The sequence below is a fragment of the Symmachiella macrocystis genome (genome assembly GCF_007860075.1).
Taxonomy (GTDB): Bacteria; Planctomycetota; Planctomycetia; order Planctomycetales; family Planctomycetaceae; genus Symmachiella; species Symmachiella macrocystis.
This window is the reverse complement of sequence record NZ_SJPP01000001.1, coordinates 3,782,505-3,804,875: the sequence shown is the minus strand read 5'-3', so window position 1 is coordinate 3,804,875 and position 22,371 is coordinate 3,782,505. Positions and strand designations below refer to the sequence as shown.

The 22,371-nt window shown below is 55.1% G+C and carries 12 protein-coding genes and 1 tRNA gene; 10 read left to right on the top strand and 3 right to left on the bottom strand.

Annotated features, from left to right (window positions below):
• Nucleotides 1-59 precede the first annotated feature (59 nt).
• From CA54_RS14735 to CA54_RS14725, 3 genes are all read right to left on the bottom strand, one after another.
• The gene (locus CA54_RS14735; RefSeq protein WP_146371503.1) at nucleotides 60-2,003 is read right to left on the bottom strand and encodes an acyl-CoA dehydrogenase family protein; all 1,944 of its coding nucleotides are present in this window, start codon (nucleotides 2,001-2,003) and stop codon (nucleotides 60-62) included.
• Between the two features lie 384 nt (nucleotides 2,004-2,387).
• Nucleotides 2,388-3,368 (bottom strand): hypothetical protein, encoded by a 981-nt coding sequence (locus CA54_RS14730; protein ID WP_146371501.1) that lies wholly within the window; start codon nucleotides 3,366-3,368, stop codon nucleotides 2,388-2,390.
• Between the two features lie 101 nt (nucleotides 3,369-3,469).
• Nucleotides 3,470-3,542 (bottom strand) — tRNA-Ala (locus CA54_RS14725).
• A 665-nt stretch (nucleotides 3,543-4,207) separates the two neighbouring features.
• Here CA54_RS14725 and CA54_RS14720 point away from each other — a divergent pair.
• From CA54_RS14720 to CA54_RS14675, 10 genes are all read left to right on the top strand, one after another.
• Complete coding sequence (locus tag CA54_RS14720) at nucleotides 4,208-5,887, top strand: GspE/PulE family protein (protein WP_145378946.1); 1,680 nt, start codon at nucleotides 4,208-4,210, stop codon at nucleotides 5,885-5,887.
• 659 nt (nucleotides 5,888-6,546) lie between these two features.
• Nucleotides 6,547-7,662, top strand: coding sequence for a type IV pilus twitching motility protein PilT (locus CA54_RS14715; protein WP_145378947.1), 1,116 nt, complete (start codon nucleotides 6,547-6,549; stop codon nucleotides 7,660-7,662).
• 96 nt (nucleotides 7,663-7,758) lie between these two features.
• On the top strand, nucleotides 7,759-9,471 hold the full coding sequence (locus tag CA54_RS14710) for a GspE/PulE family protein (RefSeq protein WP_146371499.1): 1,713 nt from the start codon (nucleotides 7,759-7,761) through the stop codon (nucleotides 9,469-9,471).
• A gap of 163 nt (nucleotides 9,472-9,634) precedes the next feature.
• Entirely contained in the window at nucleotides 9,635-10,879 is a 1,245-nt protein-coding gene (locus CA54_RS14705; RefSeq protein WP_146371498.1) for a type II secretion system F family protein, read from the top strand.
• Nucleotides 10,880-11,095: 216 nt separating this feature from the next.
• Nucleotides 11,096-12,049 (top strand): type II secretion system protein, encoded by a 954-nt coding sequence (locus CA54_RS30105; protein WP_146371496.1) that lies wholly within the window; start codon nucleotides 11,096-11,098, stop codon nucleotides 12,047-12,049.
• A gap of 41 nt (nucleotides 12,050-12,090) precedes the next feature.
• Nucleotides 12,091-13,059, top strand: a complete 969-nt coding sequence (locus CA54_RS29370) for a type II secretion system protein (RefSeq protein WP_197532470.1) — start codon at nucleotides 12,091-12,093, stop codon at nucleotides 13,057-13,059.
• Between the two features lie 47 nt (nucleotides 13,060-13,106).
• Nucleotides 13,107-14,183: a prepilin-type N-terminal cleavage/methylation domain-containing protein gene (locus tag CA54_RS14690; protein WP_146371494.1), complete on the top strand. Its 1,077-nt coding sequence runs from the start codon at nucleotides 13,107-13,109 to the stop codon at nucleotides 14,181-14,183.
• A complete protein-coding gene (locus CA54_RS14685) occupies nucleotides 14,180-15,541 on the top strand; it encodes a hypothetical protein (RefSeq protein ID WP_146371493.1) in 1,362 nt (453 codons plus the stop codon). Before CA54_RS14690 ends, CA54_RS14685 begins: the two co-directional genes overlap by 4 nt.
• Nucleotides 15,542-15,628: 87 nt before the next feature.
• Nucleotides 15,629-17,260 carry a prepilin-type N-terminal cleavage/methylation domain-containing protein gene (locus CA54_RS14680; RefSeq protein WP_146371490.1) on the top strand — a complete coding sequence of 544 codons (1,632 nt, stop codon included), beginning with the start codon at nucleotides 15,629-15,631 and terminating at the stop codon, nucleotides 17,258-17,260.
• A 131-nt stretch (nucleotides 17,261-17,391) separates the two neighbouring features.
• On the top strand, nucleotides 17,392-22,161 hold the full coding sequence (locus CA54_RS14675; RefSeq protein WP_146371488.1) for a hypothetical protein: 4,770 nt from the start codon (nucleotides 17,392-17,394) through the stop codon (nucleotides 22,159-22,161).
• Nucleotides 22,162-22,371 lie beyond the last annotated feature (210 nt).

The window sequence follows — 22,371 nt, the reverse complement described above, 5'->3', positions numbered from 1 at the left end:
AAGAATAAGAAAGGCCGCGCGGCAGAAGTTGAGTTTCCACCACGCGGCCCAAGTTCGTTTTATTTGTAAGGCATCATGATTTCATCAGGCTCCAAGCCGGCAATCGACTTGAATCCGCCTTCGACAATCGCCTCGCCCACAGCAGTCACGCTGCGGAAATATCGATCGCTGGGGCGCTGACCCAAAAGCTTGGCCGTCAAATGCTGACAGAAGCAATCGGCCGCATCCTGCACCAACGTGTCGGTTTGCCGTGCGGCGTACAAGGCTGTGCACAACATCGTGGTGGCATCTTGAACCCGCTGCGACAATTCGGACATGCGGCATTGACGGTCCGCCAATTTCAATTGGAACTTCCGCATCGTGCCAGTGATTTCCAAGCTGGAACGTTGCAGCCAATCGGCGGCAAACTCCGCATGCACCTTGAGATTCTTCGGCATCCGCGGCCAGTCGGGTGTTTGGCTCCGCTGCAATTTGCGAGCGGTCAGCCATTTGCCGTACTGCACCATCGGTCCCGAGAGTGCCATCAGATGCGACGGGTTCATCATGTTCGGCTGTTTGATGCCCGCTTTTTGCAGAGCAAAACCGATCGGCTCGAAGAACTGCTTGCCGTGTTGCTTGACCAACGATTTGAAGTAGGCCATGCCGAGCATTTCCCCTTCGCCTTCGTAGATACACGGCGCCAAAAACTCGTGGATGTTGTCGCCCAGAATATGCCCTTCCAGGAACGAACGTCCGCCGTGCGTCTTCATGAACAACTCAATCGCCGCATCCTTCTGGGCTTCGCTGCCGAAGATCTTGGCGATAATACATTCCATCTCGCCGCGATATCCTTGGTCGATCAGATTCGCGCACCATTCCGACAGTCCGTCGGCGGCACCGATATATCCGGCCAAATGCCCCAGGCGGCGCTGCACCAATTCCCGCGTGGAAATGGCCGCTCCATAAGTTTTGCGGTACTTGGCCCAAGGAATCATGCTGGCCATCATGTTCCGCATGTTACCCGAGGCTGCCGCACACAAGGCGACGCGGCCCAGGTTCAAGCCATGATAGGCAATCGTCAAACCATCGCCACGGCCCGGCTTGAGCAAGTTCTCAGCCGGCACGCGCAGGTTATTGAACTTGATCCCCATGTTATACGTGTGCTTCATCGCATAAATGCCGTAGGGGACGAGTTGGAAGTTCTCGTTTTCCTCATCCGGCAAGTCGACGATCAACACAGCGGGCTTGTCTTCAATCAGGCAAACCAACCCGATCGTTCGTCCCGGCTGCACGTTGGTGATGAACAATTTTTCGCCGTTGACGACATATTCATTGCCCTGCAATTCCGCAACGGTGCTCAGCGCCGTCAGGTCCGAACCGGCACCCGGCTCAGTCAGGGCAAATGCGGAAAGCCGTTCGCCCGAGGCGAGTCGTGGCAGAAAGCGTTCTTTTTGTTCGGCGTTGCCGAAGGTCCGCACCGGATCGACCGCGCCGATACAACCATGCACCGACGCCAACCCGCTGATCGTGGGATCCAGCATCGCCATTTGGGTCAAGAACTGCGCGAAGTTCGCGAACTTCGCGCCTGAGCCGCCATGCTGTTTATCAACCAGCAAGCCCCAATAGCCGGCGCCGCCCAACTCCTGCAAAATTTCGGGGCGGATCTTTTTCTTCTCGTTGAGAATGTTGCCCGCTTCACGATGCTTACGCACGATGGCCAGTGAATCGTCCATCACCTTCGCGACGCCCGCTTCGGGAGAGCTGGTCGTGAAGTCGAACAAATCGACGGGGACCTTACGATCCCAGACCGCCCGGTGCGCTGGACTGTTGGCCGTTTGATACTTCGGCGCAAACATCTTTTCGACTTGATCGTCGGCGCTATCCACAGCCCCGGTGCGACGCGCTTCATCGTCGCTCTTGCCAGCCAGCTTAAAGGCGGTTTCGGCGAAGGACACTTCCTCGCGTTCCGTCTCGTCGGATTGCGAAACCGGTTTAGTCTCCGCTTTGGGGGTTTCGGTGCTCATGCTGTACTCCAGTCTCCTGGTTCCATGCCCAAGTCTGCTGGGCCGATAATGATGGTGTCAGATTCCCAGCGATCAAACATCGCACAGGGCGAATTACGTCCGCGCCAAGTTGTACCCAAGAACGTTGAGGAGGCCGCAGGGAATCCCGGCCGATCCAGTCACCTAGAAAACCGACCGACCGTTCGGTCGGGGTCGATGTTAAGACTGTGTATTATACACGATCATCTTATTACAGCAATAATGGTTTCGGCGTTTTTGCTAGGGCAGTTTCCTATGCCGAGCAGCGGTCAGGCAGGTCGACGGATTGTCCTCGGCAGCGAATTCCACCGCTTTTCAGAGGCGACTAACCCAACCCCAACTCCTATGCAATCGAGGGCTGGCAAACTAACTCTCAAACCGCGGCCATACCAAACTCTGACGCTCCAAAGTGACTGGGTGCAGCAGTTCAAGAATGACGACCGCATTGCCCCCCAAAGGACCATCGGCCCAAAGTGTCATTCCGATCAAATCGTCGCTGGGTAGTTCAACAAGATCGATGGTTTCACCATCGGCGGTCCGTATCGCCGTCAATTCCCAACCGACGATTTGTTTCATAAGCAATGGATTTGACACCGGCACCAAAATCGATCCAATCAGGTACCGACCTCGGCGTCGCTCAAGAGTCATGCCAAGAGAATAATGATACCGCGATACCGATTCACTAAACATTCTTACCGTATCAGGGCTGAGGTACGACGAGCGTGGGTCATAACTGGCAGTGAGGGCATTTAAATAGATGTTGCACAACCGCTCATCAGTCATGTCTTTGGCTTGTTGAGCGATGCGGCGATAGCGCGAGCGAAGACGGTCCGTCACCTCTTGTAGTGGAACGCCGTGCAACTTTTCGATCAGCAACTCCCCCTTGATTCGCAATCGCCAACGTTCCCTCAGTTGGTTATCGTCCGTTGCGAAACCGGGATCACCTAATGGCAATTCCTCATGGTTGGTAAACTCTTGCTCCCTCGCAAGAAATTCTTCCGCCCACGTTGCTGCCTGTTTGACACGTCTCCGGTAACGCTGGCGAACCAATTTTGGAAATTCAAATCGGCCTTGCTTTGCTGCATCGTCGAGACTTTTTTCGAAATGGCGAAACTCCGCAAGGTCTGCCTGCAGGAAATACATCCGCCGCGGATCGAGCCAATCAAAGTATGCCTGAAACCATTTGGAGGAGAGTTCGTCGTTCAGGGGCTGCCTGGAAATATGGGCTTCTTCGAGGGTTTCCACCGCACATTTTATTGTTGCGGCCGGAGAGAAGCTGGCTTCAGCGGCGGAAGTCTGCGCTGTTGGCAATTGAGCCAACACATACGAAGCAGCCGCGAGCGTCATTGGTGCAAGAAACCTCGACCACATCTCGGCACCTCGCATGAAGGAATACCTTTCCTAAGCGGATACGTCGCAATGGTAAAACTAAAGAGAAAACAGAGAAGTGGAGCGGAGGGGACTCGAACCCCCGACCTCTGCATTGCGAACGCAGCGCTCTCCCAGCTGAGCTACCGCCCCTTGTTCTCTTCTTCGTCTTTCAACCGCGTCTTTCAGTCGCGTCTCTCCATCCGCTTTCGTCGAGCCTAGGTCGCAGCGAAACTGTGACTGCCGTGAGCTGATCACAAGCTGATGGAGCCGTTTGTCGTCCTCACCAAGCGTTGACATTGCCGAGGCGTTGTCTCGCTGGACGGAGGGCGAAAGCGGCGTTCATTATAGAGACCGATCAGGGGCTGGCAAGCCTGTGGCGGCGGCAACCTTCGCCCAAAATCCACAAATCGCGTTTATAACAAGATTTGCAGAATGTCAATTATCGCCAAAGGAGTGCTTGACACCTATTTCTGGTACAATCAGAATCAGTAGGTGTAGACAAATTTATTTCGCAGGTTGTGACTGCTAAGGCGAAGACCAACGCAGACGCAACCCTAATGAAATCCGAGGATAAGGTAGAGCGGCTGGTTCTCAGCTCCGTTTCCTCTCCTCAAGACTATCGTGAAATCACCGTGACGAGTTGCCTCTTTCCCCCAAAGGCCCGCCACCGGCAGGTCTCTTGAGTGGGTGACATCCCGTTGCAGGTTTTCGTTTAAGAGTTTGTTGGTCTCCTTAAGACCGTGCCAAGCGATGCATGTTTCGCACCTGCTGGCCAGCGAAGGGGGGACCGGTTTTTGGCCGTGGCGGGAGAATCAATGCAACAGTTAGTCGATTCGGGCAAAATCTCAGCGGACCAGCTTGCCGAGGCGCAGGGCATGGCGGCCAGTATGGGAATTAGCGCCGACGAGGCATTGGTCTCGTTGGGGTATGTGACCGCTGAAGACATCGGTCAGGCCCAAGCATCAGAACATGGTTATGAGTGGGTGGACATCGAGGGCCGGCAAATTCCCATGCAGGTGATCGAACTGGTCCCTGAATCGGTCGCCCGGGAAAACACCGTGATTCCCCTCGCACTGGAATCAGAAGCGCTAATTGTCGCCATCCACGACCCGATGGCCTATGAGGTGTTGGACAAACTGCGCTTCATCCTCGACCGGGATGTCGACGTGGTCCTGGCCTCGAAAGAGGCGATCCAGGCGGCCATCAACCGTCACTACGGCCAAAGCGAAACAGAGTCGGTCGACTCCATGCTCGCGGAATTCACCGAAACGGCGATCGATTTCACCGAAACGGACTACGGCGACGGCATCGACTCCGACGAGGACTCAGAAGCCCCGATCATCAAACTGGCCAACCTGATCATCCACGAAGCGGTCAGCATGCGGGCCAGCGACATCCATATCGAGCCGTTCGATGACCGCATCCGCATTCGCTACCGGATCGACGGAGTACTGGTGGAACGGGACAGCCCACCCCGCCGCCTGCTCGGTCCGTTGATTTCCCGTATTAAAATCATGGCGACGATGGACATCTCCGAAAAGCGGCGTTGCCAGGACGGGCGGATCAAGACGCGTGTCGCCGGGCGAGATTTCGACCTGCGGGTCAGCATTTTGCCCTCCAACCATGGCCAAGCCATCGTGATGCGGATCCTAGACCGAGACAACATTAAGGTCGGCATCCGGAATCTGGGGTTTGGCGAAGACAACTACCGTCGTTTTCAAAATATCATCCGTCGCCCCAACGGAATTTTCCTGGTCACCGGTCCCACGGGAAGTGGGAAAACCACCACCTTGTACAGTGCATTAGGTGAACTAAACCGACCAGACCGCAAGATCATCACCGCTGAGGACCCGGTCGAATATTATCTGCCGGGGATCAATCAGGTCGAGGTGAAGAGCAAAATCGGCCTCGATTTCGGTCGCATTATTCGCGCCATGTTGCGGCAAGCCCCGAATGTGATCCTCGTGGGAGAAATCCGCGATACAGAGACTGCTGACATGGCAATCCAGGCTTCACTGACTGGACACTTGGTATTCAGTACGCTACATACGAACGATGCGCCTGGATCCGTGACACGGCTAATCGACATGGGAGTGCAACCATTCTTGGTCGCATCGAGCTTAATGGCGGTTATGGCTCAACGTTTGGTGCGGGTCAATTGCGTGAAATGCAAAGTCCCCTACGAGCCGGATCCGGGCGAATTGCAACACCTAGGAATTACCCCCGAAGAGGCGGCAAACGCCAACTGGATGAAGGGGAAAGGGTGTTCACACTGTCAACACACTGGCTACCGAGGCCGGTTGGGCGTGTTTGAATTGATGTTCATGAATTCTGTTTTGCGAGACATGACCTTCCGCCGCGAACCGACGCAAAACATCCGCCGCCAGGCACGCCTGTTCGGCATGGAGACGTTAGTGCAAGACGCGACAAAGAAGGCTGTGGAAGGACTTACGACGCTGAATGAAGTTTTCCGCCTCCATTCGGGTGGCCATTAATCTCCAGCGGCGCCGAGCTGCAAAACCTGTGTTAAGCAGGTCGCTGCGGCTGGGGAAACAACGCGGAATCGAATTTCTGGCTGAATCACAAACAGTCTGGGACTCGAAGAGAACTTTGGAGTCGGATAGAGGGACCCTGCAAGCCAGGCGTGGCTCGCGAACGCAGGCGATACCGGGGAGAAGTGGTGAAAAATGCTGCATCGCGTGTCGGACGAGCCAGAGAGCGTCAATGTGCGGAGGTTCGCTTGCAATTGAGTTAGTCCGTCGCAAATCCACTGATTTAGCGATTTGGCGTTTTAGGATAGAAAAGCCAGCAATTCGAGGGATTCCTTGAGTGAGGCGAAATTTCTGCTTAAAGTTCAAAACCTGTCCGAAAGCAGAGGCGGACGTAACGACCAATTTATTCAGATATAAAAATGACACCATGGATCGGCTTAGGCAGTTTGTTGACTATCGTTCCTCGAGTTTCGAGGGAGCGATTTTCTAGGCAGCAATTTTGACGGAAACGACAAGAGAGGATTGATAGAATGAATTGCGGGGACGGGCAGAAAAGATGACCCTCTGAAGTTGTGGGGCATTGCCCGCGCCGGTTGGTGGCTGCATCGACTGGATTAATTTTCGCATTCAAGCGTTTTAGCGAGTTGAGGAGCAATCGCCACATGGCGACGATTCAAATTGATAAGTTGCTGCAAACGGTCGTTAATCAAAAGGCGAGTGATTTGCATATCACGGTCGGCCAGCCGCCGGTGTTGCGGATGGGTGGACGGATGGTGCGTCTGGACACGAAAGTGTTGGAGGCGGACGATTGCATGTCGCTGATGAAAAGCGTGACGCCGGAGCGGAATCAGCAGGAACTGCAAGAGGTCGGGGGGACGGACTTCGGTTTTGCCTTCGGCAAGCTGGCTCGATTCCGTGTTGCGGTCTTCAAGCAACGTGGCAACATCGGCATGGTGTTGCGGCGGATTCCGAACGAGTTTTTAACGTTTGAACAATTGGGTCTGCCGCCGATTGTGCGGGATCTGATCATGCGTCCGCGGGGGTTGTTCTTAGTGACCGGCCCGACGGGAAGCGGCAAGACGACCAGTTTGGCCAGCATGATCAACTACCTGAATGACACCGTCGACCATCACATCATTACGATGGAAGACCCGATCGAGTATTACCACGAGCACAAGAAAAGCACGATCAATCAGCGGGAAATCGGCGTCGACGTACCGGACTTTCCTGAAGCTTTGCGGCGCGCATTGCGGATGGATCCCGACGTGATGCTCGTCGGCGAAATGCGGGACTTAGATACAATTCAAGCAGCCATTACGGCTGCTGAAACCGGGCACGTGGTGTTTGGCACGCTGCACACGACCGGGGCGGAGGGGACGATCAACCGGATCATCGACGTATTCCCCACAAGCCAACAAGAACAGATTCGCACACAGTTGTCAGTGGCCATTATCGGGATTTTGAGCCAGGCCCTATTGCCGCGCAAGCCCAAGGGATTGGTGGCGGCCTACGAGATGTTGGTGGTCACACCGGCGATCGCCAACTTGATTCGCGAAAACAAAACCTATCGCGTGCCATCGAGTATTCAGACCGGTAAAAAGTACGGCATGCAACTGCTCGACGACAATTTGTTCGACCTGTGGAAAAAGGGGATGGTCGAAGAGCACGATGTGGTGAATCGCTCGAATCAACCGGGCGAAATCAAAGCCAAAATTGCCATGGCCAAGAAGGGATTGCTCTCTGAAGACGAGGAAGAGGACGAATTCGATTTTGAGTAGCGTATTCTCGCCGGACTTGAACACTTTTGGTGTTCCCGGTTGTGCCTTGGATCGTGTGGGATTAACCGCACGTATGACTCTAACGAAAGATTGACAATGGCTGCCCGACGACTGGGACAGATTCTGGTTGACCTGGGGTATCTCACCGAGGACCAATTGTGGGATGTCCTTGAGGAGCAAAAACAAAGCCCGGGTGAAATCATCGGCCGTGTCGCGGTCCGTATGGGCTTGGTCACTGAAGATCAAATCAGCGAAGCCTTGGCCGAACAGTGGGGCATGCAGGTCATCAACCTGCCGGAGACGAACATTCCCGCTAAGGTGCTGGAATTGGTCCCCGAGACGATGGCCAGTATCTACAAAATCCTGCCGATCTCGCTCGTTGACAACACCCTGACGGTGGCGATGGCGGATCCACAAAATGTGGGCGCGCTGGACGACTTGCGGAATTTTCTAGGGTACGACGTGCGCGGGGCCGTCTCCTCTGTCGAGCATGTTGAAGAAGCAATCAATCGGTATTATGCCGACAAACAAGACAGCATTGAAGATGTCATCGGTGAGTTAGAGGGGGGAGAGCTCAGCGATGCCAAGATGTCCGACCAAGTCTTTGACTTGGCATCGGTCGAAGAATTGCAGGATGCGGCTCCGATCCGCAAGCTGATCAACATGGTATTGCTGCTGGCGATCAAAGACCAAGCCAGCGACATCCATTTTGAACCTTTTGAAGACGAATTCAAAGTGCGTGTGCGGGCCGACGGCGTGTTGTACGAAATGGTCCCGCCACCGCGGCACTTGGCCAGCGCGATTGTTTCGCGGATTAAGGTCATGGCTGAGTTGGACATCACCGAACGGCGGATGCCGCAGGATGGCCGGATTGAATTGAACGTGGGCGGAAACTCGGTCGACCTGCGGGTGAGTGTCTTGCCGACGATGTTCGGCGAGTCGGTCGTCATGCGGGTCTTGGACCGGACCGTTGTGCAGTTGGACCTCAACAAGATCGGTATGGACGCGGGGATTCTCACAAAATTCCGTGAAGTGATTCGGCGGCCAAACGGGATTTGTTTGGTAACCGGTCCCACGGGAAGCGGCAAAACAACGACGCTGTACTCGGCACTTAATGAACTCAACGACATCGGCACCAAGATCATCACGACCGAAGATCCGATTGAATACGACATCGACGGTCTGGTTCAGATTCCAATTAATCCGGACATCGATGTGACGTTCGCCACCGTGCTGCGGGCGATTTTACGGCATGACCCCGACTTGATTCTCGTTGGCGAAATTCGCGACTACGAGACGGGTGAAATCGCCGTACAAAGCGCGCTGACCGGACACTTGGTCTTTAGCACTTTACACACCAACGATGCGCCGACCGCCATCACGCGTCTTCGCGACATGGGGGTTCCTCCGTTCTTGATCACGGCTACCGTCGAAGCTGTGCTCGCTCAGCGACTCGTGCGGCGGATTTGTACCGAATGTCGCACGCAATTCGAGCCGAGCGATGAATTGCTGATGGAATTGCAGATCCCGATCGAGACGGCGCGGAAGTACAACTTTTATTACGGCAAAGGCTGCGCTCGTTGTAACAACACCGGCTACAAGGGCCGCGTGGGTCTGTATGAATTGATGGACATCAACGACGATATGCGGGATTTGATCGTGGCGGATGCCTCGATCGATGATTTGCGAATACTGGCCCGTAGCCAAGGCATGACAACCTTGCGTGAAGCGGGTTTGAAATTGATTTTTGACGGGCTCACCACGATTGATGAAGTCGTGCGTGAAACCGTGATGGAGAATCTGGATTAATGCGGCCCGCTGAATCAGGGTGACCTGGGCGGCTTGACTGCCTGTTTGAAGGGCATCCGAGATGGGGCGTTTTTGGCGAGTAGTCCGGCGTACGGCGCGGCGGACCGAATGACTATTTTCGTGTTCAAGCCGCTTGTCTCAAGACAGAGTGGGGAAACTTCTGATGCCAAAATTTCAGTTTGAGGCGATGGACCATAAGACGGGTGCCGAAGTCACGGACACCATTGATGCTCCCTCGGAGGCTGAAGCGCAGAGCCTGATCCGGGAAAAAGGTCTACTCGTCACCAAAATCACAGAAACGGGCCGTAAAAAAGCGACCAAAACGGCGACCAAACGGCGTGGTGACGGCAAGAAGCGTGCCTTCACACTTGGTAAAATCAAACCCAAAAAACTTTGCACCTTCACCCGTCAACTCTCGACACTGCAAGATGCCGGCTTGCCGATTTTGCGGAGCTTGAGAATTTTGGAAGGGCAGTCCAAACCGGGTGTCTTGAAAAACACGTTGATGAACGTGATTGAGGATGTCGAGTCGGGAAACACGCTATCCGAAGCGATGTCCAAAAACCCCAAAGCCTTCGACAACCTGTACGTCAACATGGTCAAGGCGGGTGAAGCCTCGGGTGCCTTGGAAATCATTTTGCAACGCTTGGCCGACTTTAAGGAACGCGCTCAAAGCCTGAAGCGGACTGTCCAAGGGGCCATGATTTATCCGGTGATGGTGATTTTAGTCGCCACGTTGATCGTCGGCTTCATCATGTATTGGATCATTCCGAAGTTCGCAAAAATCTTTGAAGACTTCGATACAGAACTCCCCGGCATCACCATTATGTTGATCACCATGAGCGAATTCGTGGTGAACTATTTTTATCTGTTCCCTGCGGTTCCATTCGCGCTTTGGCTGATGAATAAAATCATCAGAAAAAACAAGACGGGCGAGTATATCTTGGACTACATGCTGTTGAAGATTCCCGTCTTAGGCAAAATCGTTTCCAAGTCCACCACCGGACGGACCTGCCGGACTTTGGGAACGTTGATTGCTTCCGGGGTGCCGATTCTCGAAGCCTTGATCATTGCCCGCGATACTTCGGGCAATGCAGTGTTCGTCAAAGCGTTTCAAAACATCTATGTGGCGATTCGCGAAGGGGAATCGATGGCGGTGCCGCTCAAGGAGGCCCGCATTGTCGACGACATGGTGGTGAATATGGTCGACGTCGGTGAGGAAACCGGTGCGTTGGACGTCATGCTCTACAAGATCGCCGACACCTACGATGAGGAAGTCAAGATTTTGGTCGACGGCATGATCAGTTTGCTCGAACCGTTAATGGTCGTCGTGCTTGGTTTCATCGTCGGATTTATTGTCATCGCCTTGTTCATGCCGTTAATCAAACTGCTGAACGACCTGGCATGATTCTTCATGTCGGCGGCACGGACGCGAAACTTTATCACCTCAACAATTGAATGTTTATCCAGCGGGCCTGCTCATCCCCTCGCGGCTACGGCGGAGACTCCTCACCCAAATCACGGCGAGGTTTTCGTAGCCCGACCGGGAGTGGCGGCAATTTTTTGAACCGCGATTTTCTGAACACATCAGCCTTATCCAGCACTAGCTTGGAGCCAGAACGTCATGCACTATCCCCTTCGCCGACGGAATTCGCCGCAACAGGCTCGCCGCGGCTTTACGCTTATTGAATTGTTGATTGTGATTGTGATCATCGCCATCCTCGTCGGACTCTTGGTGCCGGTGGTGATGGGCGTTATGCAAAACGCGCGTATTGCTCAAGTGCGACAGGAAATCTCGCAGCTGGAAAATTCGATCACTGCTTTTAAAACTTCGTACGGCGTCGAACCCCCCAGTCGGTTTGTGCTCTATGAAGATTTGGCCGACTATCTTGTCGCCGATGCCGACCCGGTTCGGGACAGCATTCGCATTAAAAGCGTGACGCAGATCAAAACGATGTGGCCACAGTTTGCTTTCACCGGCACGGTCGATTGGGACAACGGAGCCAGAACGGGACCGTATGTGTTGAACGGCGCTGAATGTTTGATGTTCTTCCTGGGTGGGGTGATTGAACCAGGCTCGAGTCCGCCGCGACTACTTGGTTTTTCTAAAAATCCCGCCGCACCGTTTTTGGGAACAGGTGAATCCCGCGAGGGACCATTCCTAGAGTTTTCCGCTTCGCGAGTTCAGGACAACCAAAACGCCAGTGCTGACGAGGGCTTGGATGGATTGGGCGTGCTGGGGATTCCCGAATACGTGGATACGTTGGCTGGACAAACAACACCCTACTACTACATCCACAATGACAACTACCGCGCTCACGATGATAATGAGTTCGCCGCCTTGTCGCCGCCTCTGCCCGCCGTGTTGTTGCCCCGCGCGTATAAGCAGGGGGATTCGGCACGCAGTTACTACAAGGAGAAGACCTTTCAAATCATCTCGCCGGGATTTGACACCAGTTACGGAGCCGGTGGGTCTTACGAAATCGACGACACCGCTCACGACGGCACTGCCGGACATATTGACGTAAATGACCGCGACAACATCACCAATTTTGCACCGGCCGAGCTACGACCGTAAGTGTACTTTTCGTAACGAGACCCTGGGAGCAATCGGGACTCATGACAAGCGATATTCCTCATAAGCGACGGCGCGGATTCACGCTCATTGAGCTGTTGGTCGTGCTGGTGATTATTTCACTCTTAGCTGCGCTGGCGATCGGAGTGATCGGCGCCGTGATGGGCAATGCACGGACCGCTGCCACGTCGGCGACCTTGACCAAGATCAACGGACGCATCAAGGACCGCATCCAGACGCTCGCCGAATTGGACTATGAGCAATATGAACTCCTGGCGGAAAACGATGGCTTCCAACGTAGCAACGAGAAGAAAGTCGTCGCCCGCAAAATCGCCATGCTGGAAGCCTTTCCGCAGACTTGGGCCGAGTTTGACACTCTGTTCCCGGAATTAGTTACCGAAATCACGAGCAAATACGGATCGAACACATTCACCCCCGCCACCGAAAGTGCGGAGGTGCTGTACTACATTCTCACCGAGGGGCCGATTCCCGGCAGGGGTCGACGCAAAGTTATCTCCGGCGTGGGGCAGGTCCAAGCGGATGAATTCAATAGCTCCGACACCTCTGACATCGATGGCGACGGACTGTTGGAATTCGTCGACGGTTGGGGAAATCCCTTCCGGTTTTATCGCTGGCCGACACGGCTGGTTCGGCCAGATGGTGCAGGTGCGACCATAACCGCCGCTCAGCTGGCCAATGCCCAGGTGATCATCCCTTCACTGACGGCGGCGAATGCGGTCAAAGACGCCAACGACCCGTACGATGCGATGGCCGCTTCGAATGATCCGGACCAGTTTGAAAGCGCCTACTTGACACCGAGCACCTACAACGTGCCGTTGGTGATCTCTGTTGGCGAAGATGGAGTTCTCGGTTTGTATGAACCGACCGATACGTCGAATTTTGGGAACCTGGCAAATTATGAACAGACGCCCGGCAACGCTATCGATCCCGCGAATTTTGAAAACCTGTACGACAACATTAGCAATTTGAATAACTCCGCCGCCGGCAACTAATCCGTCGCGTTGGCGACAAGCTGTTTGAGACTAAGGTAGATCAAACTATGCGTAACAAATATCAGACCAACAACGGCGACCGCCGCGGCGGGTTTACGCTGGTTGAAATGCTGATCGTGATTGCGATCATCGCCATCTTGGCGGCGGTTACGGTGACGGCGATCTACGCCACCGCCAACAGCGACCGCATCCGCGGCGCCGCCCGGCAAATGCAATCCGCCATGCAAGGCGCCATGGCCAAAGCCGCCCGCGCCAAAAAACCAATCGGCGTGCGGCTCGTACGCGATCCGCTCGACTCAACCGGAACCGCCAGCCAGACGATCAGCAGCATGGTTTTCATCGAGCAGTTGGATGACTTCGAAGAAGGGCAGATTCAATTTGAAGAGGCTCCGACCGGCACAGGGGTCTTACGATACATTAATCACATCAATGCCGAGCCCACTTGGGAAGAGCTACGTAACCGTGGCCTGCTCCCTGACATAACACGAATCAAAGTCACCGTTGCGGGGACCGAACAAATCTACATCGTCAATACCACGGAAACTGGTACGGGCGATGCCAACCCCGACCAACTCATACTCATTTCATCTGAAACGTTCACCACGGCTGCTCCGTCAGGCAGGATCACTCCCCATGCATCAAGCCCGGGCTTATCCACTGTTTTGTCCGAATACAAACTTGAAATGGGGAACGGTCCGCTGGCAAATCAAGAGCCGTTAGAGATGCCCAACGGGAATGTGATCGACCTTTCTTACAGCCAAGTTCCGGCTGCCTGGTTAGAACAACAAACCGTTCCGGACACGACCGACCCCATTCCCGGGGGCTGGGTGAAGGTCGCCGATTTGCCGGCTTCCAGCGAATTCATCATTCAACGACAGATCGACATCATGTTTTCCCCGCAGGGCGTTGTGACTGGGCCGCTGGCAGCGGCGGGGAAGATTCATCTGATGTTGGCCGAGATCGAAGATACCTTGGTCAATCGCGCGCCGGAATTGGCCGAAGGGGAGAATATCATCACTTCGATTTATACCAATACAGGCAATATCGCGGCAGCACCGGTGGATAAAACGAATCCGCCGGCGTACTACAACTTTGCGGAATCTGGAGAGGTGGCCGGACGATGAATAGACGTACGAACCGACCCATCCGCTCGGCAACTTCGCCCTCCACCCTTCGTGGCGGTGTGACGTTGGTCGAGGTCTTGATGTCCCTATTGGTCGTGGGCGTTGGCCTGGTGAGTGTAGCGGTCTTGTTTCCGCTCTCAATCCTGCGAACCATCGAAGCGACACAACTGACCTCGGCAACGATGGTACGGTACAACGCGGAAGAAATGATCGATGCGTTTCCGGCTCTTGCTTTTAATCCCGATGGGGACGCAGATGTCGCTGAACACGCAAACACAAATTATATTGTCGATCCGTTCGGGTTCGATGTGCTGACCACGCTCTCCGGAGCGGCAGTGCCCGCCACGGGCGCATCACCTGTCCCCTTTGGTGGGGTTCCCGGTGCGTCAGGAGATCCGGGAGTTTTAGAGCGTTTTCCCGGCTCAATCGCCACGGGCACAATCATTCCCGACTTGGGCCCTCCACCCAACCCTTCGAGAGCAGTCAATTTTGTAACGCAGCCTGATAGTTGGGACACGCTGCTGGATGAAACCAGTTCCATTCCCGCCAATTATCTCCCGGCGACTCCGTCGATCGAATTTCCCGGCGCTGCTGCGGCGATCGGTCTGACGGCGGACTACGATGGGACGGTTCTGGGTGTCCCGGTGTACCGCGCCATCTTTTTCGATGCGACGGGCGATCGAAGCCACACGCGGGTGTTAACCGGCATTACGAATATCGCCAACAGTGTCCTGACCTGGAACGACCCGTTGCCAAACGGTTTCACCCCCGCAACCGCTTGGTTGCAGGCGCAGGAACGGCATTACTCATGGTTACTGACAGTGCGGCGCGGCACCCCTTCAGACCATCCTGGCCCGGATAAACAACCGGGCGTCGCGGGTGTAGATGATAATAGTGACACCGTGATTGATGACGTCGGGGAATTAGGCTGGCCCGGGTCGGATGACCTATTAAGCGAAAACGCGCTAATTGAAGTGGTCGTCTTTTTCAACCGCACACCAGAAAACGGCGACCCGATGTCCGATCCCCCGACTGGGGCCGATGCATTGGCGGAAAGCGCTTATCCATTGCTGGCACCGGGTTTCCAACGGGGAGTCGCTACTGTTTCGCTGGATTGGGGCACGAATCCTGAACCATTCCTCAAGGAAGGGAAGTTTATATTTGATCCCGAAGGGGCACGGTGGTATCGCATTTTGAAGATCACCAGCACCGGCGACACCAGCGCACGACTCGACCTGGACCGCGGAGCTGAAACGAACAGCGTGTTCAGCGAGGACGCGGCGGAACAGGGATTGGGCGTCTTTTTGCCCGGTATCGTGGATGTCTATCCGATTGCTCGTAAATCGGCCGAGTTTTGATACCGCGTGGCCTCTCCCTAGATGGAATGGCCGAAACGTGCCTCTCTCGCGAGTTGCATTTTGAACACTTATAAAGTCAAACAAATCATGAATCCGATCTCCCGCACACCCCGAGCCGTCACGCAACCGCGACGTGGTTTTACGCTCGTCGAATTGCTTGTGGCGGTGGCGTTGGTCTTGTTGTTGATGACGCTGTTCGCGCAAATCTTTGCCACGGCGACCGGTGCTCTCAGCACCCAACGTGGGATTGCTGAAAACGACCAACGCGCTCGACGGTTACAAACAACACTCGCCAGCGACTTGTCACGAATGACTTATCGCGCGTTGGTGGGTACTGACGGAATCGTCCCCATTCTCGATGACAACATGTCTGGCATTGCCTGGGAACCGGTAGATGGTTTGCAAGAGGGATACTTTTACCTGGCAGAAAATGATCCCAATAACGATACCGACGACGTACTGCAATTCACGATGCAGGCGCACGGTTCCCAGATTTGGGCCGATACTGATATTCCCCCATTTGTCGGCAGGGCGCTGTTCATTCCCAATGGCGATGCTGCCACAGAACTCAATCAGCCGGAAGCGGACGACGGGAACCTGACCTGGAACGGGGGGGCCGGTACGTTAGAGATTGCCCTCGAAAACGAAAACAGTCGCGGCGCCTCCCAATTTGCGGAGGTGGTGTACTTCCTGCGGCATGGAAACCTGTACCGGCGAATGTTATTGGTTCGTCAACAGTTCGCTCCTTCCTCATCGCCGGACCACCCGGATTTGAACAGCGTGAACTATGGCGGGACGAACACCTTCTGGAACGACTTCGATTATTCGGCATTTTTCGACAATGACGCAGTCACACCCGCCATGGTGATGCTGGATCAAAACGCATTGAATAACCAAACGGGCGCCGCTATTTCATTGGGCATGCCCAAGTACCGGTTTGGTTTTTGGGGCGACTTCCAAGTTGCCGAATCGGGGATGCCCCGGGAATTCACGGATGTCGCCGAAACGAATTTCATTGGTCGCTTCACCCACGAAGAGACTTCGAATCCGAACTTTCTCTATCCCGGGCAGGATGTCGCTGCGGGAAATCCGCACATGGATCGTCTGACCGCACTGAACTACGATGCCGCTCGCGGGATCGTGACCGACGGGACCGCAACAGTGGCGGGAACGGCGCCGTGGGACCTTGCTAACGGCACACGGCGGTCGGAGGACATTGTGCTGAGCAATGTGCACTCGTTTGATGTGCAGGTCTATGACCCCGCCGTGGGAGACTTCGTCAATCTCGGCCATTCGATACCGGGTGGAGATTTCAACCGGGCGAATAATCGAAACGTGGGAGCCGACGGCGCCCCCGGTGAAGCCGGGACGGACGACGACGGCATCAATGGAGTGGACGACGATGGCGAGCGGGGTTGGCCGGGCACCGATGATTACGGCAACCGCTACGACACTTGGCACCGGGATGCGACACTCATCGGAGATCTAGGATCCCCTTATGCCGTTATGACAGCGGGGCCAGATTTAGCACCCGGTGTAGTTAATTTCGATGACAACTCAGATGGCGTCGATGACGATGCCGGGGAACTGGGGTGGATCGGTACAGATGACGTCGCTCTCCGCGCGATCAAAATCACGATTCGTTATCTCGACACGACCAGCAATCAGATGCGGGACTTGACGATCGTGCATTCGTTCGCCGATCGCGACAGTAATTAACACCGCACGAACAAAATAATTGCAGTCCAGGGCAAACCGACGCGGCAAAACGCGTAATAAGAAGTACAGCAGTCAATCAAGCCGGGCCAATTCAGGTCTGCGGACGTTACAGCAAACGCAGGAGTGATTCGATGCGATCCAAACTCGCGAACAACCCAACCGGCCGCCGGGGCATTTTGAGCGGCCGACGTATGCCGCAAATCGCTGCCGACCGTGGCGGATCGGTGTTGATTGCCGTGCTGTGGCTGATGGCCCTGTTGTGGGTCTTGGGAATCTTCTTTTTCCTATTCGCCAACACCGAACAAAACGCCGCGCAGCACTACTCCGATGCGGCCAAGGTTGACAACCGTTGCGGCGTCGATCCTGACGTGTTGTGGGACTGGGCCTTGCGGCAATTGATTGTCGGCGCGAATTTCGACGACGACGGCGATTTCGACATCTCAGTCGGCAATCTCGATACGGAAAGCGAGAGCGCTCTGTATGTGTTCGACAATCGCAACCGGTTCAAAGTGACACGGCACTCGATATTGGGGCATGTGCTGGGCAACGACTTGCACGCGTACAACGGCGAAGGGATCCATCTGATCACCGACATCAATGGCAACCCCGCCGTCGATCAGGACCGCGACGGCGTAGCCGATGCGGATCAGTCGTTGCTGGAGACAAATTATTCGGCCGTAACCAATGGGGGAACCCCCTTCGACGTATCGAGTTTGTCGAACCCGCCGCCGACATTGGATGCCGGTTATACGTCACCGGACATCAACGCACCGTTTTTGGCCTACCTGGGTACCACACCTGATGGCACACAAGTGTTGAAACCTTCGTTTCATAACCCGCAGTATCTGCGCGACGGCGGAGCACCGATCACGGACTGGGACACAGCGAACACCATCGACTTCAGCCGTCGCGTATTTCGCCCGCATGTGAATCATCAATCGATGGATAGTGCAGGGACCCCGTACTCGCGGTATCTGACATCTCAATTCACCAAACCGGATGGGGTCATTGTCGAACCGTTTCAGTTTACAAACAATGCTACAAATATTTTTAATCTGAACGAAGGAGTCTGGACCGGCGCCGGAACAATTGAATATGACGCGGATCCGGATGGCGATGGGGTCAAAGAAGCGGTCTGGATGGATTTAGGATTTCCATTACAAGAGTGCGACGGCAAGCTCTTCAAAACGATGTTCGCCGTGACGGTACTGGATGCGGATGGTTTGTTGAACGTGAATGTGGCGGGTAACACGACGGGGACGCGATTTATTATGTCGGGGGATTTCGATCCGACGACAGGTGTTCGCTTCAATCAGTCCAACCAAGGATTGTCCCCTTCGGAATTGAGCCTGCACTATGCGTTCTCAGCGGACCCCCTGACCGTTGCGGACACCAACCCGGCGTGGAATTCGGACCGGGCGATGTTCGGCATCAACCCGGCGGCCATTGACCGCGAAGCGTTGGCCAACATGGAGACCTTTAAGTTACTGCACGGTAGCGCGACATATACCGAGCCGACCCCTGGCACGTATGTTTTTGATTCGGCGTTGGCGGGACGTTACGGCGACATCGATTTGTTAAACGACCCGAGCAACGGCGTGCTGCTGAATGTTCCACCGAATCCCAACCCTAATTTGTACCCGCAGCCGGGGACCCCCGGGGCCGATGATGACGGCGACGAGAATCAAGTCGCATCCAACGATCCGTACAATCCGTTCACGCTGGCGCAGCCGCTGGACATCTCCGGCGGGGGGCTGACGATCGACATCTCCAGCGGTTTCGGCACACAGCCGGTTCGCCCCACAGGTATTGCCGACCCGTTCCGCTGGCTGCAGTACAACGACTACGCGATTAACCCCGCTGCAATTAGCTACGAAGACATTTTTGCAAACTTAGCAATCTGGACGGCGCCCAACATGGCACCCGCCACCTTCCAACGGGACGAAGCGGACGAGATGTTTGTGTTGCCGGGAAATGAAGACATCCTAGGACTGGCCAGTCGCGACGCCGCATTTTCGGTGGAGGAGATGGCGGGGTTGCATAAGAGCGACAACGACCCAGATGCCAATTTGGTGAATTCACGATTGAAAGAACTGCTGCCAATCACATTAGGGGCAACAGTCAATGCCGACTTGCGTAAGCAATTTACCACGTCAAGCTGGGATATGCGACGTTTCGGCCGGGCAATCGGCGACCCGACGGCAGCACCGGCAGTGGCTCGGCCTTGGGAATTCAACGACGATGTGACCGTCGACTTCAACAGGTTTCCACCGCAATTCGGAGATCCTTTCGGGACGCCAGTCCCCCCATCGCGCCATGAAGAGGGCACCGCTAGCCCGTTGGATCCTTTTCGTCCCGAGGTGCGGCGGCTGCTGACGATTGAGATCCCGGACCCAGCAAACACCGATCCCAGCTCCCGCGACGATTGGCGGCAAGGCCGGTTGAGCTTGAACCAGATCTTGGTTGGGTTCGATACCGATGGCACACCGATCTATCGAGATTTGACGCCGCATCCGACCAACCCCACCGCGGGTGGCGCGCAGATTCAACCAATGGTGCATCAGAACCTGGCACCGATGACACAAAGTAATATCTCCAGCGGCGACTACAATGCAGCGCTGCCGTATCCCTTTGGTACCTACCCAGCAGACGGAGTGGCCCAAGAATGGTGGGCACGTTACGACCGGCAGCGTCTTGCTCGGGATATTTATGTTTTGCTGTACACGTTGGGCGGCGGAACCGATTTCGATGTCACTGCCGGTCCACCTCAGTATTCTGCCGAGCAGTTAGAAGAGATGGCGCAGTTTGCTGTGAACTACGTGGACAGCATGGATGCGGATAACGTCATCACAAGATTTGAATACGACGGCGATCTTTCCGATGGCTGGAGCCCAGGGGCCGGCCTGCAGGTCTATGGCGTCGAAGCCCAGCAATTGACGTTCAGCGAGGTTTTGGGCATCCGGCAGCCACAGATTCTGTCCAACCATACCGCCACGCTGCATGACGAGTTGAACAAGGATCACTATTCCCTGCACATCGAACTGCGAAATGCCAGCCCGCATCAGGTCGACTTGAATGACGGGACTTGGCGGATTCGCCGAAATGATGAAGGCAGTCTCGACAACGGTGTGATCGATGTAGGGGCGACGAATGAAAACGCCATGATTTTTGGGTCCGGCGCGGGAACCGTTTCGGCGGGTGGGCAGTATACGATCGCCATCAATGACGGCGATAACCCGTTCCCCATCCCCAACCAACTCGATCAGCACCCGGCCGATTTTCGCGTCGATTTCGATCAAGATGGTGATTACGATTTGATCTGTCCGAACGTCGCGGATACTGGGATTGGCAATGCCACTGCAGTCGCCGACCCAGCGATGTTTCCCGGACCGCTCTCCAATCTCGATACTTCACACAGCTCCCACGACGACGGCCGGTTTAGCTTGGCTTGGGAGGCGCCGAACCCGGCGACACCCGATCCGAATTTCCGCGGCGATTTTCTCAACCCACAGATGACCTCTCTGGGCACGCTAAACATCAGCCAGTTTGAGCTGGTTTTAGAACGTCGCCAAAATTTGGATCCCTCCACCGGTTTGCAGGACACCGGTCCGAATCCCAATCCGGACGATTCCCGAAACAAATGGATCGAAGTGGACCGCATCGTCGTTGAGTTCAAGCTATTCGGACTGGAACAAGGCGACACCGCTCCGCAGATCCCCGGTCGATTGGAAACGTTGAAGAGCAGCGAACGGGTCGAGCCATTCGCTCAGGATAATCCGCTCCCCACCAACACAACCGCAGCGCCGTCGCCGAACAACCGCTACAACTCGGTCGGACTCGCCATGAATTCGGTCTCCCCCGCGAACTTCCAAATGTGGCAGCCGCATTTTGATCGCTATTATTCATCGGCCATGGAATTGCTGTCGGTGCCGTTGTACGGTCCGGACCAAGTGATTCAAAAACTTGCGCAGCCGATGACCTTGCCACTGCGTTTGGGCTTCAACCCCACAGGATTGGGCGACCCAGCCGGTACGCGGCGGCGTATCGCACAAGAAAAATTCCTCTTCCCCGAATTGGACAACAACCCCAGCAACGCGCCGGTTGTCGGCGACAATCGTTGGTACCGGTTGTTTGAGTTTGTTGAAGTTCCCACGCGGATGCACGAGTTGCTCGGCGATCCGGGGCGTGTGCCGGGAAAAATCAACCTGAACACGATTCGGCACATGGGACCACTGGGCGCCATGATCGACGGCCCGCGTGTGCATGGCCTCGATTTGCTCTCTCTGGATCCGACAGATAGTACGAGCACGGTTATTCCCGGACAACGCGATTGGTGGAGAGAGTTCCTGGCCGCTCGTGACGCCGTGCTGTTGCCCGATGGTACGCCTGTTGCCCCTAATGGGCGTGACCCGGTTACAGGTGAATATCTGCCGGGGCTGGCCGGATCGCGGCCGTTCCGTGATTTTGCACAATTAGGTGCTGGGGACGGCCTGGCAATCAATGACACATTGTTGCGGTCACTGCCCGGTGATGACTTCGGTGTTGACCAAACCGGGCGACGTTTGTTCGAAGTGGGCTCCAGAGCTCAGCACGACGGCAGCGCCAGCCCCTCTACGGATTATTACATGCGACACCGCTTGCTCTCCAAGGTTGCCAATCATGCCACGACACGCAGTCACGTCTATATCGTGTTTGTAGAAGTCGGTTTTTTCGAGGTGGTTGAACCGACTCCTGGGCAGCCTCAAATTAGCGGAACGACGACTTCAACCGGACATCGCGGATTTTTTGTAGTTGACGTTTCCGATCCGCTGGGAAATGACGCGTATTCACCAGGGACTTCAGGATCGCGTGGTCGGTTCGATTTCCGGAAATTTGTGAAATACCGACGGACGATTGAGTAGTGGAATCCCAAGTTTTTAGGAATTCTGCGTCTGGTATGACAATTGCATTGTGAATAACTCGAAAATTACGCGTTTTTAGACTATGACAGGCTACAGCATCATGGCAATAATGGAAGGGGCGTGCCTATTGTCGAGTTTCAACTGAGAATAGCAGCTCATCGAGGGGATTTCTCTCGACTGCCAGCAGCTATTGTGTACCAATGTGCGGGA